This window comes from Vibrio sp. Vb2960 (assembly GCF_033337665.1).
Classification (GTDB): Bacteria; Pseudomonadota; Gammaproteobacteria; order Enterobacterales; family Vibrionaceae; genus Vibrio; species Vibrio alginolyticus.
In genome coordinates this window covers 94510-115316 of sequence record NZ_JAWORD010000002.1, presented here as the reverse complement: position 1 = coordinate 115316, position 20807 = coordinate 94510, and the positions used below count along the sequence as shown (strand labels likewise).

The 20807-nt window shown below is 45.5% G+C and carries 13 protein-coding genes; 8 read left to right on the top strand and 5 right to left on the bottom strand.

Going from position 1 to position 20807, the window contains the following annotated elements:
* Nucleotides 1-57: 57 nt before the first annotated feature.
* Nucleotides 58-2511 (bottom strand): glycogen/starch/alpha-glucan phosphorylase, encoded by a 2454-nt coding sequence (locus tag R7O03_RS02490; RefSeq protein WP_053307964.1) that lies wholly within the window; start codon nt 2509-2511, stop codon nt 58-60.
* A 734-nt stretch (nt 2512-3245) separates the two neighbouring features.
* Here R7O03_RS02490 and malT point away from each other — a divergent pair.
* The 7 genes from malT (at nt 3246) to sstT (ending at nt 11968) form a co-directional block, all read left to right on the top strand.
* The gene (gene malT / locus R7O03_RS02485) at nt 3246-5954 is read left to right on the top strand and encodes an HTH-type transcriptional regulator MalT (protein WP_005374834.1); all 2709 of its coding nucleotides are present in this window, start codon (nt 3246-3248) and stop codon (nt 5952-5954) included.
* A gap of 578 nt (nt 5955-6532) precedes the next feature.
* Nucleotides 6533-7450, top strand: a complete 918-nt coding sequence (locus R7O03_RS02480) for a DUF368 domain-containing protein (RefSeq protein ID WP_031778872.1) — start codon at nt 6533-6535, stop codon at nt 7448-7450.
* A 243-nt stretch (nt 7451-7693) separates the two neighbouring features.
* Complete coding sequence (locus R7O03_RS02475) at nt 7694-8119, top strand: hypothetical protein (protein ID WP_025768641.1); 426 nt, start codon at nt 7694-7696, stop codon at nt 8117-8119.
* Nucleotides 8120-8128: 9 nt separating this feature from the next.
* Nucleotides 8129-8743 (top strand): SCO family protein, encoded by a 615-nt coding sequence (locus R7O03_RS02470; RefSeq protein WP_042522188.1) that lies wholly within the window; start codon nt 8129-8131, stop codon nt 8741-8743.
* A complete protein-coding gene (locus tag R7O03_RS02465; RefSeq protein ID WP_213875816.1) occupies nt 8733-9041 on the top strand; it encodes a PTS transporter subunit EIIB in 309 nt (102 codons plus the stop codon). The genes R7O03_RS02470 and R7O03_RS02465 overlap by 11 nt, the downstream gene beginning before the upstream one ends.
* A 276-nt stretch (nt 9042-9317) precedes the next feature.
* Nucleotides 9318-10394, top strand: coding sequence for a ribosome small subunit-dependent GTPase A (gene rsgA / locus R7O03_RS02460; RefSeq protein ID WP_318131412.1), 1077 nt, complete (start codon nt 9318-9320; stop codon nt 10392-10394).
* Nucleotides 10395-10750: 356 nt separating this feature from the next.
* Nucleotides 10751-11968 carry a serine/threonine transporter SstT gene (sstT, locus tag R7O03_RS02455; RefSeq protein ID WP_318122830.1) on the top strand — a complete coding sequence of 406 codons (1218 nt, stop codon included), beginning with the start codon at nt 10751-10753 and terminating at the stop codon, nt 11966-11968.
* A 65-nt stretch (nt 11969-12033) separates the two neighbouring features.
* Here sstT and pdxY read toward each other — a convergent pair whose 3' ends face one another.
* The 3 genes from pdxY to R7O03_RS02440 all read right to left on the bottom strand — a co-directional run bounded on the left by pdxY (nt 12034) and on the right by R7O03_RS02440 (nt 14530).
* Nucleotides 12034-12903, bottom strand: a complete 870-nt coding sequence (pdxY, locus tag R7O03_RS02450) for a pyridoxal kinase PdxY (RefSeq protein WP_136976802.1) — start codon at nt 12901-12903, stop codon at nt 12034-12036.
* A gap of 101 nt (nt 12904-13004) precedes the next feature.
* Entirely contained in the window at nt 13005-13193 is a 189-nt protein-coding gene (locus R7O03_RS02445; RefSeq protein ID WP_017634469.1) for an AbrB/MazE/SpoVT family DNA-binding domain-containing protein, read from the bottom strand.
* Nucleotides 13194-13333: 140 nt separating this feature from the next.
* A complete protein-coding gene (locus tag R7O03_RS02440; RefSeq protein WP_132936243.1) occupies nt 13334-14530 on the bottom strand; it encodes a tetratricopeptide repeat protein in 1197 nt (398 codons plus the stop codon).
* 546 nt (nt 14531-15076) lie between these two features.
* On the opposite strand from R7O03_RS02440, the gene pulA reads away from it, so the two are divergent.
* Nucleotides 15077-19066: a pullulanase-type alpha-1,6-glucosidase gene (pulA, locus tag R7O03_RS02435; RefSeq protein WP_318131410.1), complete on the top strand. Its 3990-nt coding sequence runs from the start codon at nt 15077-15079 to the stop codon at nt 19064-19066.
* Between the two features lie 99 nt (nt 19067-19165).
* On the opposite strand, the gene R7O03_RS02430 is transcribed toward pulA, so the two are convergent.
* Nucleotides 19166-20782 (bottom strand): endonuclease, encoded by a 1617-nt coding sequence (locus R7O03_RS02430; protein WP_318128497.1) that lies wholly within the window; start codon nt 20780-20782, stop codon nt 19166-19168.
* Between the last annotated feature and the right edge of the window lie 25 nt (nt 20783-20807).

Here is a 20807-nt window from a genome sequence, read left to right as displayed (position 1 = left end):
TCTTTTGGAAAATGACCAAAGGTAGCGCTTGGCTACCTTGGTCTTAACTAGGTTCTATTAGCGTTTCACCGCTTCAAGTTTCCAGATATTGTTCACGTAGTCGCGGATTGAGCGGTCTGACGTGAACTTGCCAACAAGGGCGGTATTAAGAATGGCCTTCTTCGCCCAGCCAGCTTGATCTTTATATTGTTCGCTCATGTCTTCGTGTGCTTTCACGTAAGAGGCGAAATCCGCGAGACATAAGTATGGGTCACCACCGTCTAGCAGGCTGTCGTATGTGGCACGCAGTAAGCCTGGTTGGCCTGGTGTGAACTCTTCACCCAATAGCAAGTCCATTGACGCTTTGAGTAAGTGATCCGCATTGTAGTAATCAAATGGGTTGTAACCTTGAGCTTTCAGCGCTTTCACACCTTCAACATCTAGACCGAAGATATAGATGTTCTCATCGCCTACTTCCTCACGAATCTCAACGTTTGCACCATCCATTGTACCGATAGTTAGCGCACCGTTTAGCGCCATCTTCATGTTACCTGTACCTGATGCTTCTTTACCCGCTAGCGAGATTTGTTGAGAAACGTCAGCCGCAGGGATAATGATTTCAGCCATGCTCACGCGGTAGTCAGGGATGAATACCACTTTCAGCTTGTTACCGATGCGAGGATCGTTGTTCACCTTGTCTGCAATCTTGTTGATTGCGAAGATGATTTCTTTCGCTAGGTGGTAACCCGGTGCTGCTTTTGCTGCGAAGAACACAACGCGTGGCGTACACTCAAAACCTGGTTCATTAAGAATACGGTGGTACAGAGACAGTACGTGTAGCAAGTCTAGATGCTGACGTTTGTACTCGTGCAGACGCTTGATTTGAACATCGAAGATTGCATTAGTATCGAGCTCGATACCCATGTTCTCTTTCACCCAAGTTGCTAGGCGTTCTTTGTTCTCTTTCTTCACTGCCATGAATTCTTTTTGGAATGTCGCGTCAGTAGCGTACTTCGCAATACCTTCAAGTTGCTCTAGTTTCGCTGGCCATTCTGGGCCGACTTTCTCAGTGATAAGCTGAGACAGACCTGGGTTACAGAACTTCAACCAGCGACGTGGCGTAATACCGTTCGTTACGTTGTGTAGACGTGTCGGGTACATTTCGTGGAACTCTGGGAATAGGTCTTTCTTAACCAATTCAGAGTGAAGTGCTGCTACACCGTTTACTGCGTAAGAGCCGATTACACATAGGTTTGCCATGCGAACCATGCGGTGGAAACCTTCTTCGATGATAGAAAGCTTCTGTTGTTTCGCGACATCACCCGGCCACATTGCACGTACATCTTGTAGGAAGCGGTGGTTGATCTCGTAAATGATCTCCATATGACGTGGTAGCAGGTGCTGGATTAGCGACTCTGGCCATGTCTCTAGTGCTTCTGGAAGTAGCGTGTGGTTGGTGTACGCAAATGTCTTAGAGCTGATTTCCCAAGCCGCTTCCCAAGTTAAACCTTTTTCATCCATCAGGATGCGCATTAGTTCAGGAATCGCAATCGTTGGGTGCGTATCGTTAAGCTGGATAGTCTCTTGCTTAGGTAGATCCGCTAGCGAGTAGCCCGCAGCTTCGTGGCGACGTAGGATGTCACGTACAGACGCTGCTGAGTGGAAGTACTGCTGCATTAGACGCAGTGTTTTACCTTTCTCGTGGTTGTCGTTCGGGTAAAGCACTTTAGTGATGTTACCTGCGTCGATCAGTGCGTGCTGAGCTTCGAAGTAATCACCATTGTTAAAGCTTGCTAGTGAGAATGGTGCGATCGCCTGACATTCCCAAAGACGTAGCGGGTAAACAGTGTCTGATTCGTAACCCACAATTGGAAGATCCCAAGGCATTGCTCTTACTGTCATGCCTGGTACCCATTTGCGAACTTCTTTACCGTTCTCGTTAATCACTTCAACGTGACCGTAGAAACCGATCTCTTGCGCAAGTTCTGGACGCGCAATTTCCCAAGGGTAACCTTCTACACCGCGCCATGCGTCAGGTGCTTCTTGCTGGCGACCATCTTTGAATGACTGTTTAAATAGACCGTATTCGTAATGTAAACCATAGCCGACAGTTGGGAATTCTTGTGCCGCACATGAATCCATGAAACACGCAGCCAGACGACCAAGGCCACCGTTACCCAATGATGGGTCACGCTCTTCTTCTAGCAGATCAGTTAGGTTGTAACCCAGTTCAGCCATTGCTTCTGTTACTTGTTCATACAGACCCATGCTGATTAGGTTGTTACCAGTCAAACGACCGATAAGGAATTCTAGCGAAAGGTAGTTAACGCTCTTCGCACTTTTAATGCGTGGATCTTCTTCTGTCGCAAGCAAATCTAGTGTAGTAAATTCAGCCAGAGCATGCCCCATTGCTAGGTACCATGCGCGGCTGTCTGCATTTTCAATCGTATGAGCGTAAGTTACAGATAGGTGTTTCTTTACGCTTTCTTGGAACGACTTCTTGTCAAATTGTTTTTGTTGAGTAGGTTTCATTACGAAATTCTCACGTCTTTTGGTAATTCATCTGCCATACATCGTGCATTTACCTTTGTGAATAAACATCCTCCTAATTCTCATCCTTTGAAGGAGGAGGGCTGAGGGCGTAGAGGGGGTACCATTGCTAGGTTAGTGATCCAAATCTCAACAAAGTGAACTTTGCACCAGTTCTTAGTGATTTTGATCACAATGGAATGTGAGAAAGGTTAAAACCCGTTCATGACGCTTTTTATAGTCCACTCATCTGATGATGTGAAAATTGTAATATCGGTCACATTAACTCGGTCAGCGTAGAAGAACTTTTCGTAATCTATGTGCAACGCGATCTTAACGCTAACGAAACAAACGATATTTAAGTGACGAAAATCACAAATAAAGGGCGTAGTTGATGGTAAATCCATCAACCCTTGAGAATTAGGAAGTGGATCAAAGTAACGAACATTTCTGATGTCGTAACATCCCTCTCAGCTCACAGGATTGTACGCTTTTTATACAAACTAGAATTAGGCGATGTGAGTTATTTCTAGTTTTCGCTAGCTTTTATATTTAAGTGACCGTATGGAATGGTTTTTCAGACGGACGCAAGCCCCAATAGTAGCGACATTATCCGGTATTCAAACAGTGTTTTTGATGCTGATGGCATCATTCAGTAAGACGGCTTTCAAGGGGGCTTTACTAGAATGATCACGTTGCTGTCATTTGGGTATACATAAATAAGGACATAACTACTAATGTGGATTCCATCTAAGCTTACTCGACCAGGACGCCTGCACAATGCCATCGTGCGCCCACGAGTGTTGGACTTACTACAGCAAGCGCCTTACTACAAATTGGTTTTATTCCGATCCCCAGCAGGTTACGGAAAAACAACAATGGCAGCGCAGTGGCTATCCGATAAGCCAAACGTCGGTTGGTACAGCATTGATGACAGCGATAACGACGGCTTTCGCTTTGTAAACTATCTGCTTCAAGCATTAAACAAAGCCACCAACTTCAGTTGCGCTAACGCACAAAAACTGGCGGAAAAACGTCAGATCTCGTCTTTACGCTCCCTATTTAGCGAAGTATTCGCAGAAATGGCTGACTTTCATCAAGAGTGCTACGTGGTGCTTGATGACTACCATTTAATCACGAATGATGAAATCCATGAATCCATGCGTTTCTTTTTAAAGCACATGCCAGACAACCTCACCGTTGTGGTAACCAGTCGTGCAGCGCCTCCTCTAGGCACTGCAAACTTACGTGTTCGTGATTTAATGATCGAAATTGGCAACGAGATGTTGGCGTTTGATACCGAAGAAACCACTCGCTTCTTTAACCAGCGTATCGCCGATGGTATTGATGAAGACATGGCGAACAGCCTAAGAACCTATGTTGAAGGTTGGCCATCGGCGATGCAGTTGATCGCATTACAAGCCCAACATCAAAACCGCACATTGGCGCAAACTGTAGAGTCGGTATCGCAGTTCAATCACGCGCACTTGTGGGATTACTTGGTCGAAGAAGTGTTTGACTTACTCGATCACGAAACTCGTCACTTTTTAATGCAAGTATCCGTGCTTGACCACTTCAATGATGAGCTAGTGTTTGCCCTTACCCAACGCGAAGATGCACTGGGAATGATTGAATCGCTTAACCGTTACGGCTTATTCATTTATCCGCTCGAAGGGGAACAGAACTGGTTCCGGTTCCATAACTTATTTGGCGAGTTTTTATCTCATGAGCGCCAAGCTCGTATTCCTCAGCAAGAAAAAGATCTCCACCGCAATGCTGCTATCGCTTGGTTACAACAAAAAGCACCACACCAAGCGATTCATCATGCACAAAAATCGAATGATAAGGACTTAGTGGTAGAGATCCTAAACGAATTCGGCTGGAAGATGTTTAACCAAGGCGAACTCAGCACACTGGAAAGCTCAATTAACAAGTTGGACGATGATCTGTTGTTCAGCCACCCAAAACTTACGATGCTCCGAGCATGGTTGGCTCAAAGTCAGCATCGTTATAACCAAGTGGGCCACCTGCTTGAAGAAGCGGAAGAGGAACACAAAAAGCGTAACATTGCGTTAGATATTCATTATCAAGGTCAAGCAAACGCGTTGCTTGCTCAAGTGGCTATCAACAGTAACCAACCAGAAAAAGCTCTCGAATTAGCGGAGCTAGCGCTTAGCCAACTTGATAACACTATTTACCGTAGCCGAATTGTGGCGACTTCGGTTGTTGGTGAAGTTAACCACGTGCTAGGTAAACTAGACCGTGCTTTGCCGATGATGCAACAAACTGAAAAGCTAGCTCGTCAGTATCAAGTATATCACCAAGCGTTATGGGCAATATTGCAGCAAAGCGAGATTTTAATTGCACAAGGTTACGTGCAAGCTGCCTTTGAACTACAAGATTCCGCATTTCGTCTGATTGAAGATCAGCAGCTTCAGCATGTTCCTCTTCATGAATTTTTGCTGCGTATTCGCGCGCAAGTACTTTGGTGCTGGAACCGACTTGATGAAGCGGAAGAATGCGCGTACAAAGGTCTGCAAATTCTCGAAAACCATTCACCAAGCAAGCACTTACATAGCTATTCGATGTTGGCGCGTATTGCGATTGGACGCGGTGAATTAGACAAAGCCGGTAAATTCATTGAGCACATCCAACACTTGATGAAACAGTCGACTTACCACGTAGATTGGACTGCAAACGCTTCACTATCGTTGATTCTATTTTGGCAAGCGCGCGGGAATACCGATGCAATGCAAGAATGGCTCAACACTGCGGTTCGTCCTGAATCGGCATGCAACCACTTTTCTCAATTGCAATGGCGTAACATTGCCCGCGCCCACATTAACTTAGGCCAATATACCGACGCTCGTGCTGCGTTAGATTTCCTCCAAGGTGAAGCTCGTCGCACTAACCTAATCACAGATACTAATCGCAACTTAGTGGTTGAAGCGGTCCTTTCTGCTCGCCAAAAAGATGAGGAGCAAGCCAAGGCTCTGTTAAAAGAAGCATTAGTAATGACGAACCAAACTGGCATGGTCGGAAACTTCCTGATTGATGGTGCAACCATTGGCGGTCTGCTGGAGAAGTTGAGCCTCCGCCATGAACTGGGCGATCTTGAGCGTCACCGTGCTCAACAGTTAATGAAGGACATTTCATCGAATCAACGTAGCCGGTCAATTCACTTTGATGAAGACTTTATTGAAAAGTTGGTGAATCACCCTAATGTGCCAGAGCTAGTACGTACCAGCCCATTAACACAACGCGAATGGCAGGTTCTGGGACTGATTTATTCAGGCTTTAGTAACGAGCAAATCGCACAAGAGCTGGATGTGGCAGGTACGACAATTAAAACCCACATTCGCAACCTGTACCAAAAGCTTAATATTGCTAATCGTAAAGAAGCCATTGTGACAGCTGAAAATTTGCTACAGTTAATGGGATACTGAACTGCTAGATAAACGGGTTAAAACGTAAAGTAAAACACAAGGGTTGGCGTAACACGTCAGCCCTTTTTTATGACTGACAGTAAGAGAAGTGCAATTTGCAAAGCACGTAAGTAACGTTGTTCATATAAAAAAATAGCCAACCGCAATAATCGCGATTGGCTTATATTTAGTGTGAACAAATTGTATTCACTAACAACGTCAGTTGGCTAGGTGACCCTCGGCTTAAGAAGGGTCGAGCAGTATTATGCATTAATCATGCCAAAATGCAAAGACTTATTTTTGGGCACAAGATCTCATATAAGCTGGATTTATTCACGCGCAAATTATCAAAATGCAATTTGATAATGCAAATTGCAATTGCATAATGCAACCAAGATTGATAATTGATAGTAGAGTTAATCATCTCAAAAATGTAAACCAAGCATTAAAAGCTCGTTACGGCGGCATTGTCTCTTGGCGGGTAATAAAGATAGGCAATAGATTGGATATAAAACCAAGTAGTTACAGCACTATTTCATACTTTTTTCATCGCAATGTTTGTATACTCTCTGCCATCGAAACGACTTAGCATTAGAGCAATGAACTACTTAATTACTTTCTTCAAGGGAATCGCCATGGGTGCAGCAGATGTTGTACCTGGTGTATCTGGCGGCACCATCGCGTTTATCACTGGTATTTACGATACGCTGCTTGAAAGCATTCGACGCATTAACCCCTCACTTTTCTCTATCTGGCGAAAAGAAGGGGTTAAAGCCGCGTTTAATCACATCAACGGATTCTTCCTTATCGCTCTGTTTGCCGGCATTTTCACCAGTATCGCAACGCTAGCAAAGTTGATTACTTGGCTTCTTGACACACACCCAATCCCACTTTGGTCATTTTTCTTTGGTCTGATTTTGGTCTCTGTGTATCACATTATTCGTCAGGTTGAGCAACGCGATCTTGTCCGCTTTGTCATTCTGCTCGTTGGTGTCGGGTTTGCTTATAGTATTACTGTGCTCAAACCTTTACACATGGAACCAACGGCCATTAACACCTTATTCGCTGGAGCTATCGCGATTTGTGCGATGATCTTGCCGGGTATCTCTGGCAGTTTTATTTTGCTGCTGATTGGCATGTATGCTCCTGTATTAGCCGCAGTGAAAGGTTTTCAAGTCGATACATTAGCGCTATTTTTGTCTGGCTGCGTGATCGGTTTACTGTCCTTCTCTCACTTATTGTCGTGGTTACTACGCAAGTTCCGTGATTTCACCCTGATGTTTTTGACTGGATTAATGATTGGTACGTTGCCAAAGATTTGGCCATGGAAAGAAACCATCACTTGGCGCACCAATTCGAAGGGCGAACAAGTGCCATTGCTACAGCACAACCTATCACCATTTGAATTTGAACACGTGACATCACAACCTTCTCAGTTAGTACTTGCTGTCGTGATGATGCTTGCAGCCATTGCTCTGGTTTTGGGTCTAGAGAAATTCGCAGATTCAGATAAATAACTTTGGTATCAAACACATACTGAACCAAATAAAAACGGAGCCAATTGGCTCCGTTTTTATCTACTGGCTAAGGGCAAAACATCTCAATTGAAAACTCTGCTGTATTTGATGCAATAAAGTCCGTCGCGTTACTAAGAAGCTGGTCACCGAGGTATAACGCACAATTTACCGAGGTCACGAGTTGGCGAGCGGCGCATCTGTGCTACGATGCTCGTAATGTTAAGTGATAAATGCTGAACCTTAATGAAACTGTTACAAATCGCCGCTGTTTCAGCCGCATTAGTTGCGGGATTTTATGCCCCGACTCTAATAAAAAGCTTTTCTTCTTCCACTCAAAGCAAGTCAATAGATGAATACTGCTTTCTCTCTACAACCTCTTGCGTCCAAGAAAATGTTACGATGACGCTAAACTCAGAAACTGCTCAACCCTTGGTTCCTACCACTCTAAATGTTGAGTGGCATACAAGCGATGCTAAGCAACTCATCCTAAGTCTTTCAGGAAGAGAAATGGAGATGGGTGAGCCTAAGTTTTTGCTGAAGCAAATCGCTCCTGGCCAATATCAAGGTGACATCATTCTCCCGGTTTGCACGGAGGATGCAATGACTTGGGTTGGTGAACTCAGTGATGGAGAGAATACCGTTTACCCTGCTATAAAAATGCAAAGATAAGGAATCGTTATGAGCCGCAATTGGTCCCTATTTCTCGTAGCTGCTTTCGCACTCGGATTTGGCGTAAAGAGCTATTTAGATAATCAGAAAACGAAGCCAGAGCAAGTGGACAGTTCCACCTCTCAACAAACGGTATTGTTTGGGGAAAATAACCAAGCCGTCAATATCTTCGATGTGAATGACCCTCGCATCCGAGTCGTCTATTTTGGCTTTACTCGCTGCCCAGACGTTTGCCCAACTTCTCTTGCAATGCTGGCAGGAGCACTGAATCAAATTGACGACGCGCAAAAAGCACAACTACGCCCGATGTTCATTTCTTTAGACCCAGAGCGTGATGAGGCCGATGCATCAGCAAAATATGCCCATTACTTCCATCCAATGATTGAAGGCCTATCGGCACCACTTGATGTAACGACACCTTTGGCACACAACTATGGTGTCATTTTCCGCAAGACAGAATTGGAAGGCTCGGAACTAAAGTACACGCTGGATCATAGCTCTTACTTTTACTTCTTGAAGCCGGATGGCACGTTAATCACTAAAGTACCGCATACGCTCTCGCCGGCACCGATTGTTGAAGCCATTTCAAAACTAACGACCGAAGGCTCTTCAAATGACGGTTAAGTCAGTGCTGAAGCAATTTTTCAATTTCCTAACTCATACCAACCCCAATGTCGAACAAGACGTCGATACGATCATTGACGCCATTGGGGGCATAGAGAACCTGCTAGAAACTGGTGCATGTGCGACTCGGCTGCGTCTTACCCTCAGAGCGACGTCCGTCATCGATAAGAACGCACTCAAAAATCATGGCGCGCATGGCGTCGTGATATTGGATGATCGTCATGTCCAAATCATATACGGCTTAGAAGCCAACACGTATTCGCAAATTATGGAAGAGCGCATCACAAAACAAAGTTAATATTTTTGCAGTATAGCTACCCTCTTTAAAAAACGGCGGCTATACTCTTTTGGCTTAATTAACTCACTTATTTATTAACCAACGAAGAGGACACAAGATGATTGTATTGAATAACACTAACTGGGCATCGCAAGGGTAACCCTAACAGCACCAACTCTGTGGCATAACCACAACTTCCCCTTCTCTGCCCGGTCTTCACCGGGGTCAACTCTATCCGAATTAGACCCTAATGCGATTTGTATTAAGGCGCTTTGTTGCGTCTGGGATAATTCAATAATGAATCAAACACATACTTTTTGTGACACATTAGTTTCAACTTCAAACCCTCTAAAACAATTGGGTTGGAAACCATTTTTTCAGCAACAACTGACATTAGACGATTACGACAACACTATCTTTGCTCGTGTGATTGCGCACCACCGAAGTGGTTATTTATTGGCAACAGAAACTGGGCAAGTTCATCTTAATGCCCACCATTCTTTACCCAACATGACCGTCGGAGACTGGGTAATCTTAAATGAAGATCAGCAATTTGTTCGCTTACTGGATCGCTTGAGCCTCTTTAGCCGCAAAGCCGCTGGCAGCAAAGTGGCAGAGCAACTCATCACAGCCAATGTGGATACAGTGTTTATCGTCTGTTCCCTTAACGACGACTTCAATTTAAGTCGTATTGAACGCTATCTTGCCTTGGCTCATGAAGCCGAAGTCGAACCCGTCATCGTGCTTTCCAAAGCCGATTTGTGTGACAATACTGATGAACTAAAAAGCCAAGTACAGAAGCTCGACCCTCTATTAGCTATAGAGACAGTCAACGGCTTAGAAATAGAGAGTGCTTCTAAACTCATGACCTGGTGCAAAGAAGGACAAACCCTCGCTTTTATCGGTTCTTCAGGCGTTGGCAAATCAACTCTTGTTAATGCATTACTCGGGCAACAAGAACAGGCAACTGGGCATATTCGTGAAGACGATAGCAAAGGTCGACATACAACTACATCGCGCTCTATCCATCTATTACCTGATGGCGGCATCTTGATTGATACTCCGGGAATGCGCGAGCTTCAACTAGCAGATTGTGAATCGGGGGTCAGTGAGGCATTTTCTGACATTGAGGCTCTCGCTCAGCGTTGTCGCTTTGGTGATTGCCAGCATCAAACTGAGCCGGGTTGCGCAATTCAAACTGCGATTGAAAATGGCAAACTGGAAGTTCGTCGTTTCAATAACTATCAAAAACTATTGCGAGAACAAGCCTTTAACGGTGCGACTTTGGCAGAGCAACGAGCTCAAAGTCGACAATTCGGTAAACTTGCTCGCAATGCCATGAATGATAAGCGCAGGCGCCAACAAAGTTATTAATTTGTTGCGTTTGAGTTGTCAATAAAATCAAAGGAGACGAAAGTCTCCTTTTTAACAACTTTATTAAAAACCATTACTCATAACTAATGATAATTTTCAACATAAAAATCTTATTTAAATAACATTGAGCAAACATTTAATCCAAAAACAAACTAAAACTAGACACAAAATATTACCAAGCTAAGATATGTGATATTCAGCAAGAAAATGGCTGAATTTGTAAAAACAGGATAATTGATAATCATGTGTCTTAGTGACCAGAAGCAATGCTCACCCCTTGTAATATAAGGGCATTATCGCCGTGTAATGATGGACTATTGCCCTGCCACTCTGGCATAAAATTGCAGGAATGATGTATGCAACACAACAGCCTCGTTGCCCGATATGCTCGTGGTAACCTCGTCGTCCAGATCCTTGTCGGTATCGTCTTTGGTATTTTGCTCGCGACAATTTCTCCAAGCCATGCCGAAAGCGCGGGATTAATTGGTAGCCTTTTTGTCGGTGCGCTTAAAGCGATCGCGCCAATTCTTGTGTTTATTTTGGTTGCCGCTTCAATTGCAAACCAAAAGAAAAACCAACACACTTACATGCGCCCAATCGTTGTACTGTACCTGATGGGTACATTCTTCGCGGCGCTATCAGCAGTGGTTCTAAGCTTCCTTTTCCCGACCAATTTAACGCTTGTCACCGGCGCTGAAGGTACAACGCCTCCTCAAGGTATTGCTGAAATTCTACGCACATTGTTGTTTAAACTGGTCGACAACCCAGTAAATGCACTAGTAGAAGCAAACTACATCGGCATTCTTGCTTGGGGTGTGGGTCTGGGTCTTGCACTACACCACGCATCGGCAACAACGAAGGCCGTATTTGAAGATCTAAGCCACAGCGTGTCTCACATTGTGCGCTTTATCATTCGTCTTGCACCATTTGGTATCTTTGGCTTGGTTGCTTCAACGTTTGCGACAACGGGCTTTAGCGCGCTAGCAAGCTACGCACACCTTCTGGCGGTTCTTCTTGGCGCAATGATGATCATCGCACTCGTTGTAAACCCGGCGATCGTGTTCGTTAAAACCAAACAAAACCCTTACCCACTTGTATTCCGTTGTCTGCGTGAAAGTGGTGTAACAGCGTTCTTCACTCGTTCAAGTGCGGCGAATATTCCAGTAAACATGGCACTATGTGAGAAGCTAAAACTGGACGAGGATACATACTCAGTATCTATTCCTCTAGGTGCGACCATCAACATGGCTGGTGCTGCAATCACTATCACAACGCTAACGCTTGCAGCTGTGCACACTATGGGTATCGAAGTTGATCTACTGACTGCGCTACTTCTAAGTATTGTAGCTGCGGTTTCTGCATGCGGCGCATCAGGTGTTGCAGGTGGCTCTCTACTACTTATCCCACTTGCGTGTGGCCTGTTTGGTATCTCAAACGACGTAGCAATGCAGGTTGTAGCGGTTGGCTTCATTATCGGTGTGATTCAAGACTCTGCAGAAACTGCGCTAAACAGCTCAACAGACGTTGTCTTTACGGCAGCAGTTTGTAAATCAGAGCAGCAAAAAGCTCAGTAAGACTGACAGAACAAATAGAAAGGGGAGCCGATGATGGCTCCCCTTTTTTGTTTAATTGCGCTCAATTACGCGGTGACCAAAGCCACTTCTTCAATCAGGAAGTGTTTGCTTGGTTCAACAAACTCTTGCTGCGCAGCAATAGTTTGCAGTTCCCACTCACCCGCATGGTACGTTGCACTCAACACCCCGTAACACGCGTCGTGACAATGTTGGAAAGCTTGTTTAGGAGACCAGCCTTTTAAGAGTCCCGCGGTAAAGATAGCTGAAATAAGATCGCCCACGCCAACAGGTTGTTTAGCAAACTCAAATTGAGGACGCTTCGCAAGGTAAATACCTTCTTGCGTAGCCAATAGCATGTTAAAGCTGCCATTTTCTAGGCAGTAAAGGTGCTTAACTAGCACCACTTTTGGACCTTTCTCTAGCGCACGTTGGCATGCGGTGATCGCATCGTCTAGTGAGTGGATTTCCATCTCAGCAAATTGACTTAGCTCGAATTGGTTCGGAACGATCACGTCCGCCATTGGCATCAAACGCGTTAGAAGATTTTCAGCAATGCCCGGAGCCACAATGCAGCCTTTGTCTGGCGCGCCCATCACAGGGTCGCAAACGTAAAGTGCGTTCGGGTTCGCTTGCTTCACTTTCGTCACGGTATCTTCAACAGCAAGGCACTGCTCTGCGCTACCTTGGTAGCCCGTCAATACCGCTTGGCACTTTTCCAGTGCGCCGATGTTACCAAGGCCACGAACTAACTCGCTGATGTCTTCAGCCGCAAACGCTCGCCCAGTCCAGCCTTCTTGATACTGCGTGTGGTTAGAAAATTGAACGGTATGAATCGGCCATACTTCGAAGCCCATGCGTTGCATTGGGAAAACGGCACTGCTGTTACCAGCATGACCAAAAGAAACATGAGATTGTATAGAGAGGATACCTTGCATAGTACCTTACCTCTTATTGTAGTTATCGATAGTTCAAAGACAGCGGCAAGCGCCAGTTTTGCGAAACCAGTAGTGTATCCGACAAACCAAGATTCTCTAACTCAATTCTCCTCAATATCTTCAGAGTAAGTTGGCGCGCTGGTTTTCAACACCATCTTCTTAATTTCCATTTTGTCTTTATTCAGTGCGATTTCTAGGGTATCTCCTTCCCTTATCCCGAGCTGAGCCAGGATTACGCTTGGAATGACTACGGCGGTGTCGTCACCGATTTTAACAGGTTGACTTATCATCTTTCGTCTTCCAAATGTCGAAAATGAGTTTTCACGTCATTGGATGTCTAGCCTCAAATACGTTGAGCTGACTTGGGTTTGGCGTAACATTTTAAAGACAAAAGAAAAGCCTCACTCTTGAGGCTTCTGGATAAGATAGGTTATGGTTGAAGGAAGTTTTGAGTGAAATCGAGCGCCTCTTTAGAAAGTTTTTTTTCGTTGGGCGATGTGCTTGCCTGGTCTTCTGCTGTTACCGTTGTCATGTTAGGCTGAAAATCTAGTGTTGATGCCTCCTCCCAAGCTTCGGAGGCGTCTTTATTCTCATCATTCAACACCGCATTGAGCTCCTCTTCCGCAGGAAAATACGCTTCGCGTTTGTACACTTTGTTAAGGGCTCGAATAATAGAGTGCTTTCTCACCATTCCTGAGGCCAGCTTTCTTTGCAACGGCTTCGCTATGGACTGCAATCCAACGACAACATCAACACCAATATTGGTTGCCACTTCATCACGTAACGTACGCGCAGGTTGGTAGCCCATATTGGCAGCAAGAAACAGCCAAACGTAAGCAATTGCATTACCCGTTTTACCTTTATCCTTCCACGCTTCGCCAGCATGATACATCGCTTTAGCACTGCCACCTTCCGCGGCCCGTTCCAGCCAGTAGCAACCTTTAACCATGCTTTTTTCTGTACCAATGCCATTTAGGTAACATAAGCCGACTTGGATCTTGCCATCTGCACTGTCTTTTTCCGCCGCTTTCATAAACCAGTAAAGCGCATCTGCACTGCGTCCTGCACTATTGTCTGGTGAAAGCTGCCATTCCCCCATATAAATCATGGCATCAATGCAGCCTTCTTCGGCGGCAGTTTCAATCAGTTGGTTACCTTTTGGGATATTTTTTTCAGTTCCTCGACCAAAGACCAAGGCCTTGCCCGTCGAAAATTTCGCTTCGGTATCCCCTTCCATTCCCGCAATTGCGGTACGCCAGAAGTTTGCCTGCTCTTTTAAAATCACATCTTCGCGCATGCGTTCACTTAAGCGAACAATGCCGTACATCCCCGTCACATTGTCCAGTTTAGCGGCTTTATCATACCAATACAGCGCTTGACGAATGTTGTCCTTTTCGGCTTCTTTCGCTAGAAATAAAATGGTGGGGATATGCCCAGTTTCGGCTTTGAACTCTCGCTCTTTACGCTCTTGCTCTCGCGCTTTATGCATCGCCTTTCGATAAGCGGCTTCGCGAGCTTTCCTCTCTGCCTCGAGTCTCTGTTTCCGCATCGACAACGAGATCATCCACACAAATATCAGGACGAGTGAAAGGCCAGTTGCCGCAATGGCAATGCCCATACTACTCATAAATAGCCTCTTTTGGTTTCAGGGCCCAATTCAACTCCCTTTCAGGGAAATCTTATGATTACGCGCCGACGTAACGCCGACTACCTTCATTATATAACGACCACTTAGCGAAAATCTGAAGCTTGCGAAGACTTAATGGCGGTATTTTATTCAACATCACTGCAACTTATTTTTAAAAGAAAAATATAGCCCTCATTTTTATAGAACTTAATCACGGTTTTGGGGCTGAGACATTCTCATCCCCTATCATCCCCCCTTACTCATCCCATAAAAATTTACATTTTAATGATGTGCAGAATCTCTCACTATGCGCCTGTTTTATTATTTAATTTGTGAACAAAATCGACTGTGACAGAAAATTTGCACCTGTAAAAAACTTAACAGCCTGCTCTCACATTTTGCTGATGATTCAGTGTATTAGCATCTAATTGAACATTTCCTTTTTTGGCATCTGCCTTTCTAGCGTGTGCAAAACCTTCTTGATGATTGAGTCAGCGAAGGCAGCGCGCAGCTCAATATCAATTCAATAACAATGGATTTGTAAACGTGGACAATAAGACATTTAAATTATCAACAATTGCCAAAACCGTACTGCCTTTGATTTCCGTCGCGGTAATCAGCGGTTGTGGTAGTGATAGCACGAACGAAGATACGACGAACCCTGGCTCAGGCTTGTACCCTGCGGGAGAGAACGAAGTCGTCATTTATTACAAACGTGACGTAGCATCAGCTTCAACAGCAAGCGACTACGAAGGTTGGGGCTTGCACCTATGGAACGGTGAGGGCTGTACCAGCACAGATTTAGACGCAATGGGCATTCCGGGAACAGGAACGGATTGGTCTGCGCCACACCCATTCGATGGCATCAACGACACCTACGGTGCTTACTACGTACTGAAAATAAACCCTGACGCCTCTGACCCACACGAATGCATGAACTTCATTCTGCACAAAGGTGATGAGAAAGCGTTCGGCAGCGCAAACTCAAAAGTAGAGTTGACGAAAATCGGCGAATCGAAAGGTTTGTTTGGCTTCCACGGCAGCAGTGAACTTTACTACGAGCCAATAGAAGAGCGCCCTGTTGATATTGATGGTCAAAAAGCCCATTGGTTAGACGCCAACACCATTGCATGGGAAGCGGCGACCAGTGCGGATTCCATGAAGCTGTTCTACAGCATTAGCAATGACATCAAAATGGATGAAGATAAGCAAATCTCTGGCGGTACAGCAGTTGAGCTGACAAAAGCTGGTGAGTTGTCTGATGGTCTGAAATCACGCTTCCGTCACCTTGCTAGCCTTCAAGCTGCGGGTATCGATGTCGATGACGCGACCTTGCGTACGATCCTGAAGTCACAAATCGTTATGGTGGCTTACAACGCAAATGGTGACGTCATTTCTGCAACTGAAGTGCAAAAACCGGGCGTTTTGGATGCAGTGTTTGCCGATTCCAAGGCAGGTAACGCGATCGGTCAAGAACTCGGTGCGATTGTGGAAGGCGGTGCCGCAACCTTCAAACTATGGGCACCAACTGCCCAAGATGTTGATCTGATAATCTACGATGAAAACTTAGCAGAAGAAGCGACCGTTGCCATGACGGAAGACCCAGCAACAGGTATCTGGGTTTCTGAGGCACAAAGCAACGTTGTCAACAAATATTATCGCTACCAAGTTAAGGTATACCACCCAACAACTGGCGTCGTTGAAACGCGTTTGGTAACAGACCCATATTCAATGAGCTTGTCTAAGAACTCACGATACTCGCAAGTGGTTGATTTAGATGATCCAAGCTTAATGCCTCAAGATTGGAAAAACTACGCACGCCCAACGGTTAAAAAAGACGAAGACCACGTCCTTTACGAGTCACACATTCGTGATTTCAGCTTTAACGACAGCAAAGGCACACCAAGTCTTGATGGCAAATATCTGGCGCTTACAGAACCTGAGCGTGAGTCTGTATCTCACTTACAAGCTTTAAAAGATGCTGGCCTAACAACGCTACATATCTTGCCAGCATTTGATATTGCAACCGTGGATGAAGACGCTGACAAGCGAGTCGATATCACCGACACCGTGGGTAAACTTTGTGGCATCAAGCCAGAAGCCTCCATTTGTGAGACCGAAGATGACGGCAAAGTAATTGAAGAGGTATTAAATAGCTACGACCCAACAACGGGCAAAGCACAAGCGTTGATGAACGATCTTCGCATGCTAGACAGCTTCAACTGGGGTTACGACCCTTACCACTACACCGTGCCGGAAGGCAGTTATGCGACCGATCCTAACGGGTCTAAGCGTATTCTTGAGTTCCGCGAAATGGTTCAAGCGACGCATAAAATGGATCTGAAACTGGTCATGGACGTCGTGTACAACCACACAAATGCATCTGGTGTGAACGAAAAATCAGTACTGGATAAGATTGTCCCTGGGTACTACCACCGCCTAAACGTCAACACTGGCGGCGTCGAAAACTCAACCTGTTGTGATAACACCGCAACCGAGAACTTGATGATGGGTAAACTAATGGTTGACTCATTGATGGTATGGGCGGATGACTATAAAGTCGATGGTTTCCGTTTTGACCTTATGGGCCACCAGCCGAAAGATGTGATGGTTTACGCACTTGAAAAAGTCCGTGAAATTGACCCGAATACCTTGTTCTACGGCGAAGGTTGGGACTTTGGTGAAGTCGCGCAAAACGCTCGCTTCGATCAGGCGACACAAGTCAACATGGCAGGGACAGAAATCGGTACTTTCTCTGATCGTCTGCGTGACGCAGTTCGTGGCGGAAGCCCGTTTGATGGCGGTGTAGATTCTGAAGGTAAGCACCCACTTCGCTTTAACCAAGGCTTTGGTAATGCTGCTTACCCTAACGAAGAAACCAAAACTGACGCAGAATCGGTTAATGGTCGTTTACACAACCAAGATCTGGTTCGTCTAGGTATGGCTGGTAACTTGGCTGACTACATCCTTCTTGATTACAAAGGCGAAACCAAACTGGGTAAGAACGTTGATTACAATGGTGCGCCTGCAGGCTACACAAAAGTGCCATCAGAGAACATCTCTTACGTGTCTAAGCACGACAACCAAACATTGTGGGATAACAACGCCTACAAGATTGCGACAGGCACTTCATCTGCCGAGCGTGCACGTATGCAGTCTGTGTCCCTATCAACGGTGATGCTTGGTCAAGGCATTCCATTCATCCACATGGGTTCTGAGCTATTGCGCTCTAAATCCATGCAGCGCGACTCGTACGATTCTGGTGACTGGTTCAACCGTGTATTCTTCGACGGAAGCGACAATAACTGGAACGTTGGTCTACCACGTGAAGACAAAGACGGTGCAAACTGGGAGTTGATCAAAACCATCGTTGGTGACAGCACGGCGAAACCAGACTCAACCGACATCGAGCTGACTAAGCAACAATTCCTAGAGCTACTAAAAATCCGTAGCACAAGCGAACTGTTCCGCCTAGATACCGCGCAAGAAGTGATGAACCGTGTTGACTTCCGCAACGTAGGGAAAGACCAAGTGGAAGGCTTGATTGTGATGTCTATCGACGATGGTACATCAGCAGGTGCCGATTTAGATTCGAACTACGATGCTGTCGTGGCCGTTGTGAACTCAACATCAACTGAGAAATCTTTCAAAGTTGCTGGCGCAACTGGTTTCGAGTTACATGAAGTTCAACAAAACTCTGCGGATAACATCGTCAAAGGTGCAAGCTTCACCAATGAAACGTTCACAGTACCAGCACTGACAACAGCGGTATTCGTGCAGCCACAAGACGGCGCACAAGGTGCTGGCCTACCAGTAAACACGGATAACAAAGACGTATCGAGCATTCCTCCTTACGGCGAAACCGTTGTTTACGTGAAAGGCACGATGAACGAGTGGTCTGATAGCAGTGATTGGGCGATGACCTTTATTGGCAACGGTATGTACTCTGTAACTGGCGTTCTTGAAGCTGGTGAACACGAGTTCAAATTCGCAGACTCTGGTTGGGCAAATCCAAACATCGGTTGTGATATTGCGAATATAGCTTCTGGTTCACTAGACTTAGGTTCAGAAGGTAACTGTAAGCTGTCTGTTGCTGAAACAGGTAAGTACAACTTCACTCTGAACGCGCTGCATGTTCAAGATGAAAGCGTAGAAAAACCGGTCGTGTCAGTGACCAAATCAGCAGATGCACCAACATTCGGTGAAACAGCACTTTACTTACGTGGCACTATCACTACATGGGATGCTCCAGCACAAGACTCAACAGCGAAGTTCAGCTATGTTGCAAATGACGTTTATTCGCTAGACATTGACCTAGCGGCGGGCAACTACGAAATGAAAGTTGCGAGCGCAGACTGGGCAGCAGACACCAACTTCGGTGGCGAAGGCAGTGTTGAGCTTGGTAAAGCGCTAACGATGGAAGTCGGTGGCGGTAGTGCAAACCTGAAAATTGCGATTGCAGAAGCAGGAAATTACAACTTTCACTTCAACGCGGCTGACAAGTCGGCGCCAATCGTGACGGTAACGAAAAACTAGTTTCATTTAAAAACATCCGTAATGAAAAAGGGGAAGCATCACGCTTCCCCTTTGTTTTGTTGGCGTCACTAAATGGTGGATACCAAAATCAAGAAGGTGTTAGTTTCCCCAAATCTGTTCAACAAACTCAGGGTGATCAATGAATGGGTTGCGGTTGCCTTGAAAATCAAACACTTGTTGATTCCGATTTCGTTCTTTTTCACTAACAGGATCATTTTTGTGCCAACGCTTAAGCATGTTTAACACCCAAGGTTCAAAAACCGTCGAACTTGAACCATCAAGGACAGCATCCGCATTGCTTGAATTACCTTCCCAATTACCTACAACATTTTCATAACGGGTCGCCATGTAGAAATAAGCACGGGCGAAGTCGCCCTTAAACTCATCAATCGGCTCAAACACCGTACCGGAGTAGCCCAGACTAGTGCTTGCTTGGCCAAGTTTAGAGCCATTACTAGACACGTAGGTCGCGGTGCCCACTTCACCAAATGGCCAATTACTGCGCTTCGCGTTTACATAACCATCAGTTGCAAACAAGTGATGACCGTCTGAGTTCATCGGCTCAACCTTACCGCCAAACCAGCTTTTCGGAAAAGAGTGCTCACGGTTGTAGCAATCCCCTTCCGTTTTGTATTGGCCACATTGGTCTGTGACTTTGGTAAAGCTTACTGTATCGCTAGCAGATGGCTTTTCAGAGTACATATCGAGAATAGAGCCATCATTTTCATAATAACGATCAATATCGGCATCTTTTACCAAGGTCCAGACCGCAGAATAGCCTCGGCTGGAGTGATTATTGATAATGTTAAACAACGCTGTTTTTAGAGCGTATCCCGTCTTACCAGATGCCGCTTGATAGTAACCATCAACCACTGGTGGGGTCGTCGTTGTGTCACCTAAGTTAAAATCGGTGGTTTTACTTTTCGAGAATTCAGCGCCAGAAGCAAGAGTCTTATCTCCCACCTTCAACGCGTAAGACCCCGAACCATTGCCACAGCAAATGCCGTCGCCATAGCTGTCTTGAATCGTAAATTGGTAGTTACCATCGGCCAAACACATGGTCTTTTCAACAGAGGTTGACGACTCATACCCCTGACCAGAGAAAAGCACTTGCGCTTGGCTATTTTTCAACTCCCAGCTAGTTTCTGAGCCATAGTTGTCCGTCGTGAGTGTAAGAACCACCTCATGATCACTACAATTTTCTACAGGAGGTTGTGTACTTGTCTCGGTCGGTTGAAAATTATCGACGTAGACAACTTCTGAGCCATCAAAACTGGCTTCATCGTAAAAACGCAAACCGACGTTGATGGTCTTGTTCGAGCTCGCTGTGTAATTGTGCGCGAGCTCTTGCCACTGGTTTATCTGTTGTGGGTTCGAGTAATTGTGATAACCATCAACCACCAGACGTGCTTTTACATTTCCTTCGGTATGATAAACCGAGACAGAAAACGGATAGGTTTTCCCTTGCTCCACATTAATGGTTTGCAAAAAGTCGGTGTTGCTTTGGGTACCTGTATTCACGACGACCTGGGCAGCCAGACCACCCGATTTGATTTGCTCGCTGCTTGGCGACACTGTAATGCCAGCGTCAATCTCTGACCACTGCGTAGGTACATTGCCATTCCACTGTTCAAAGTCACCGTTGATAATTTGGCTATATGCAAACGGAGAGCTAACAGCAACAAGGAGACAGAGGGAGTTCGTTATGGATTTCATTATACTTTTCCATTAGTTATATAAA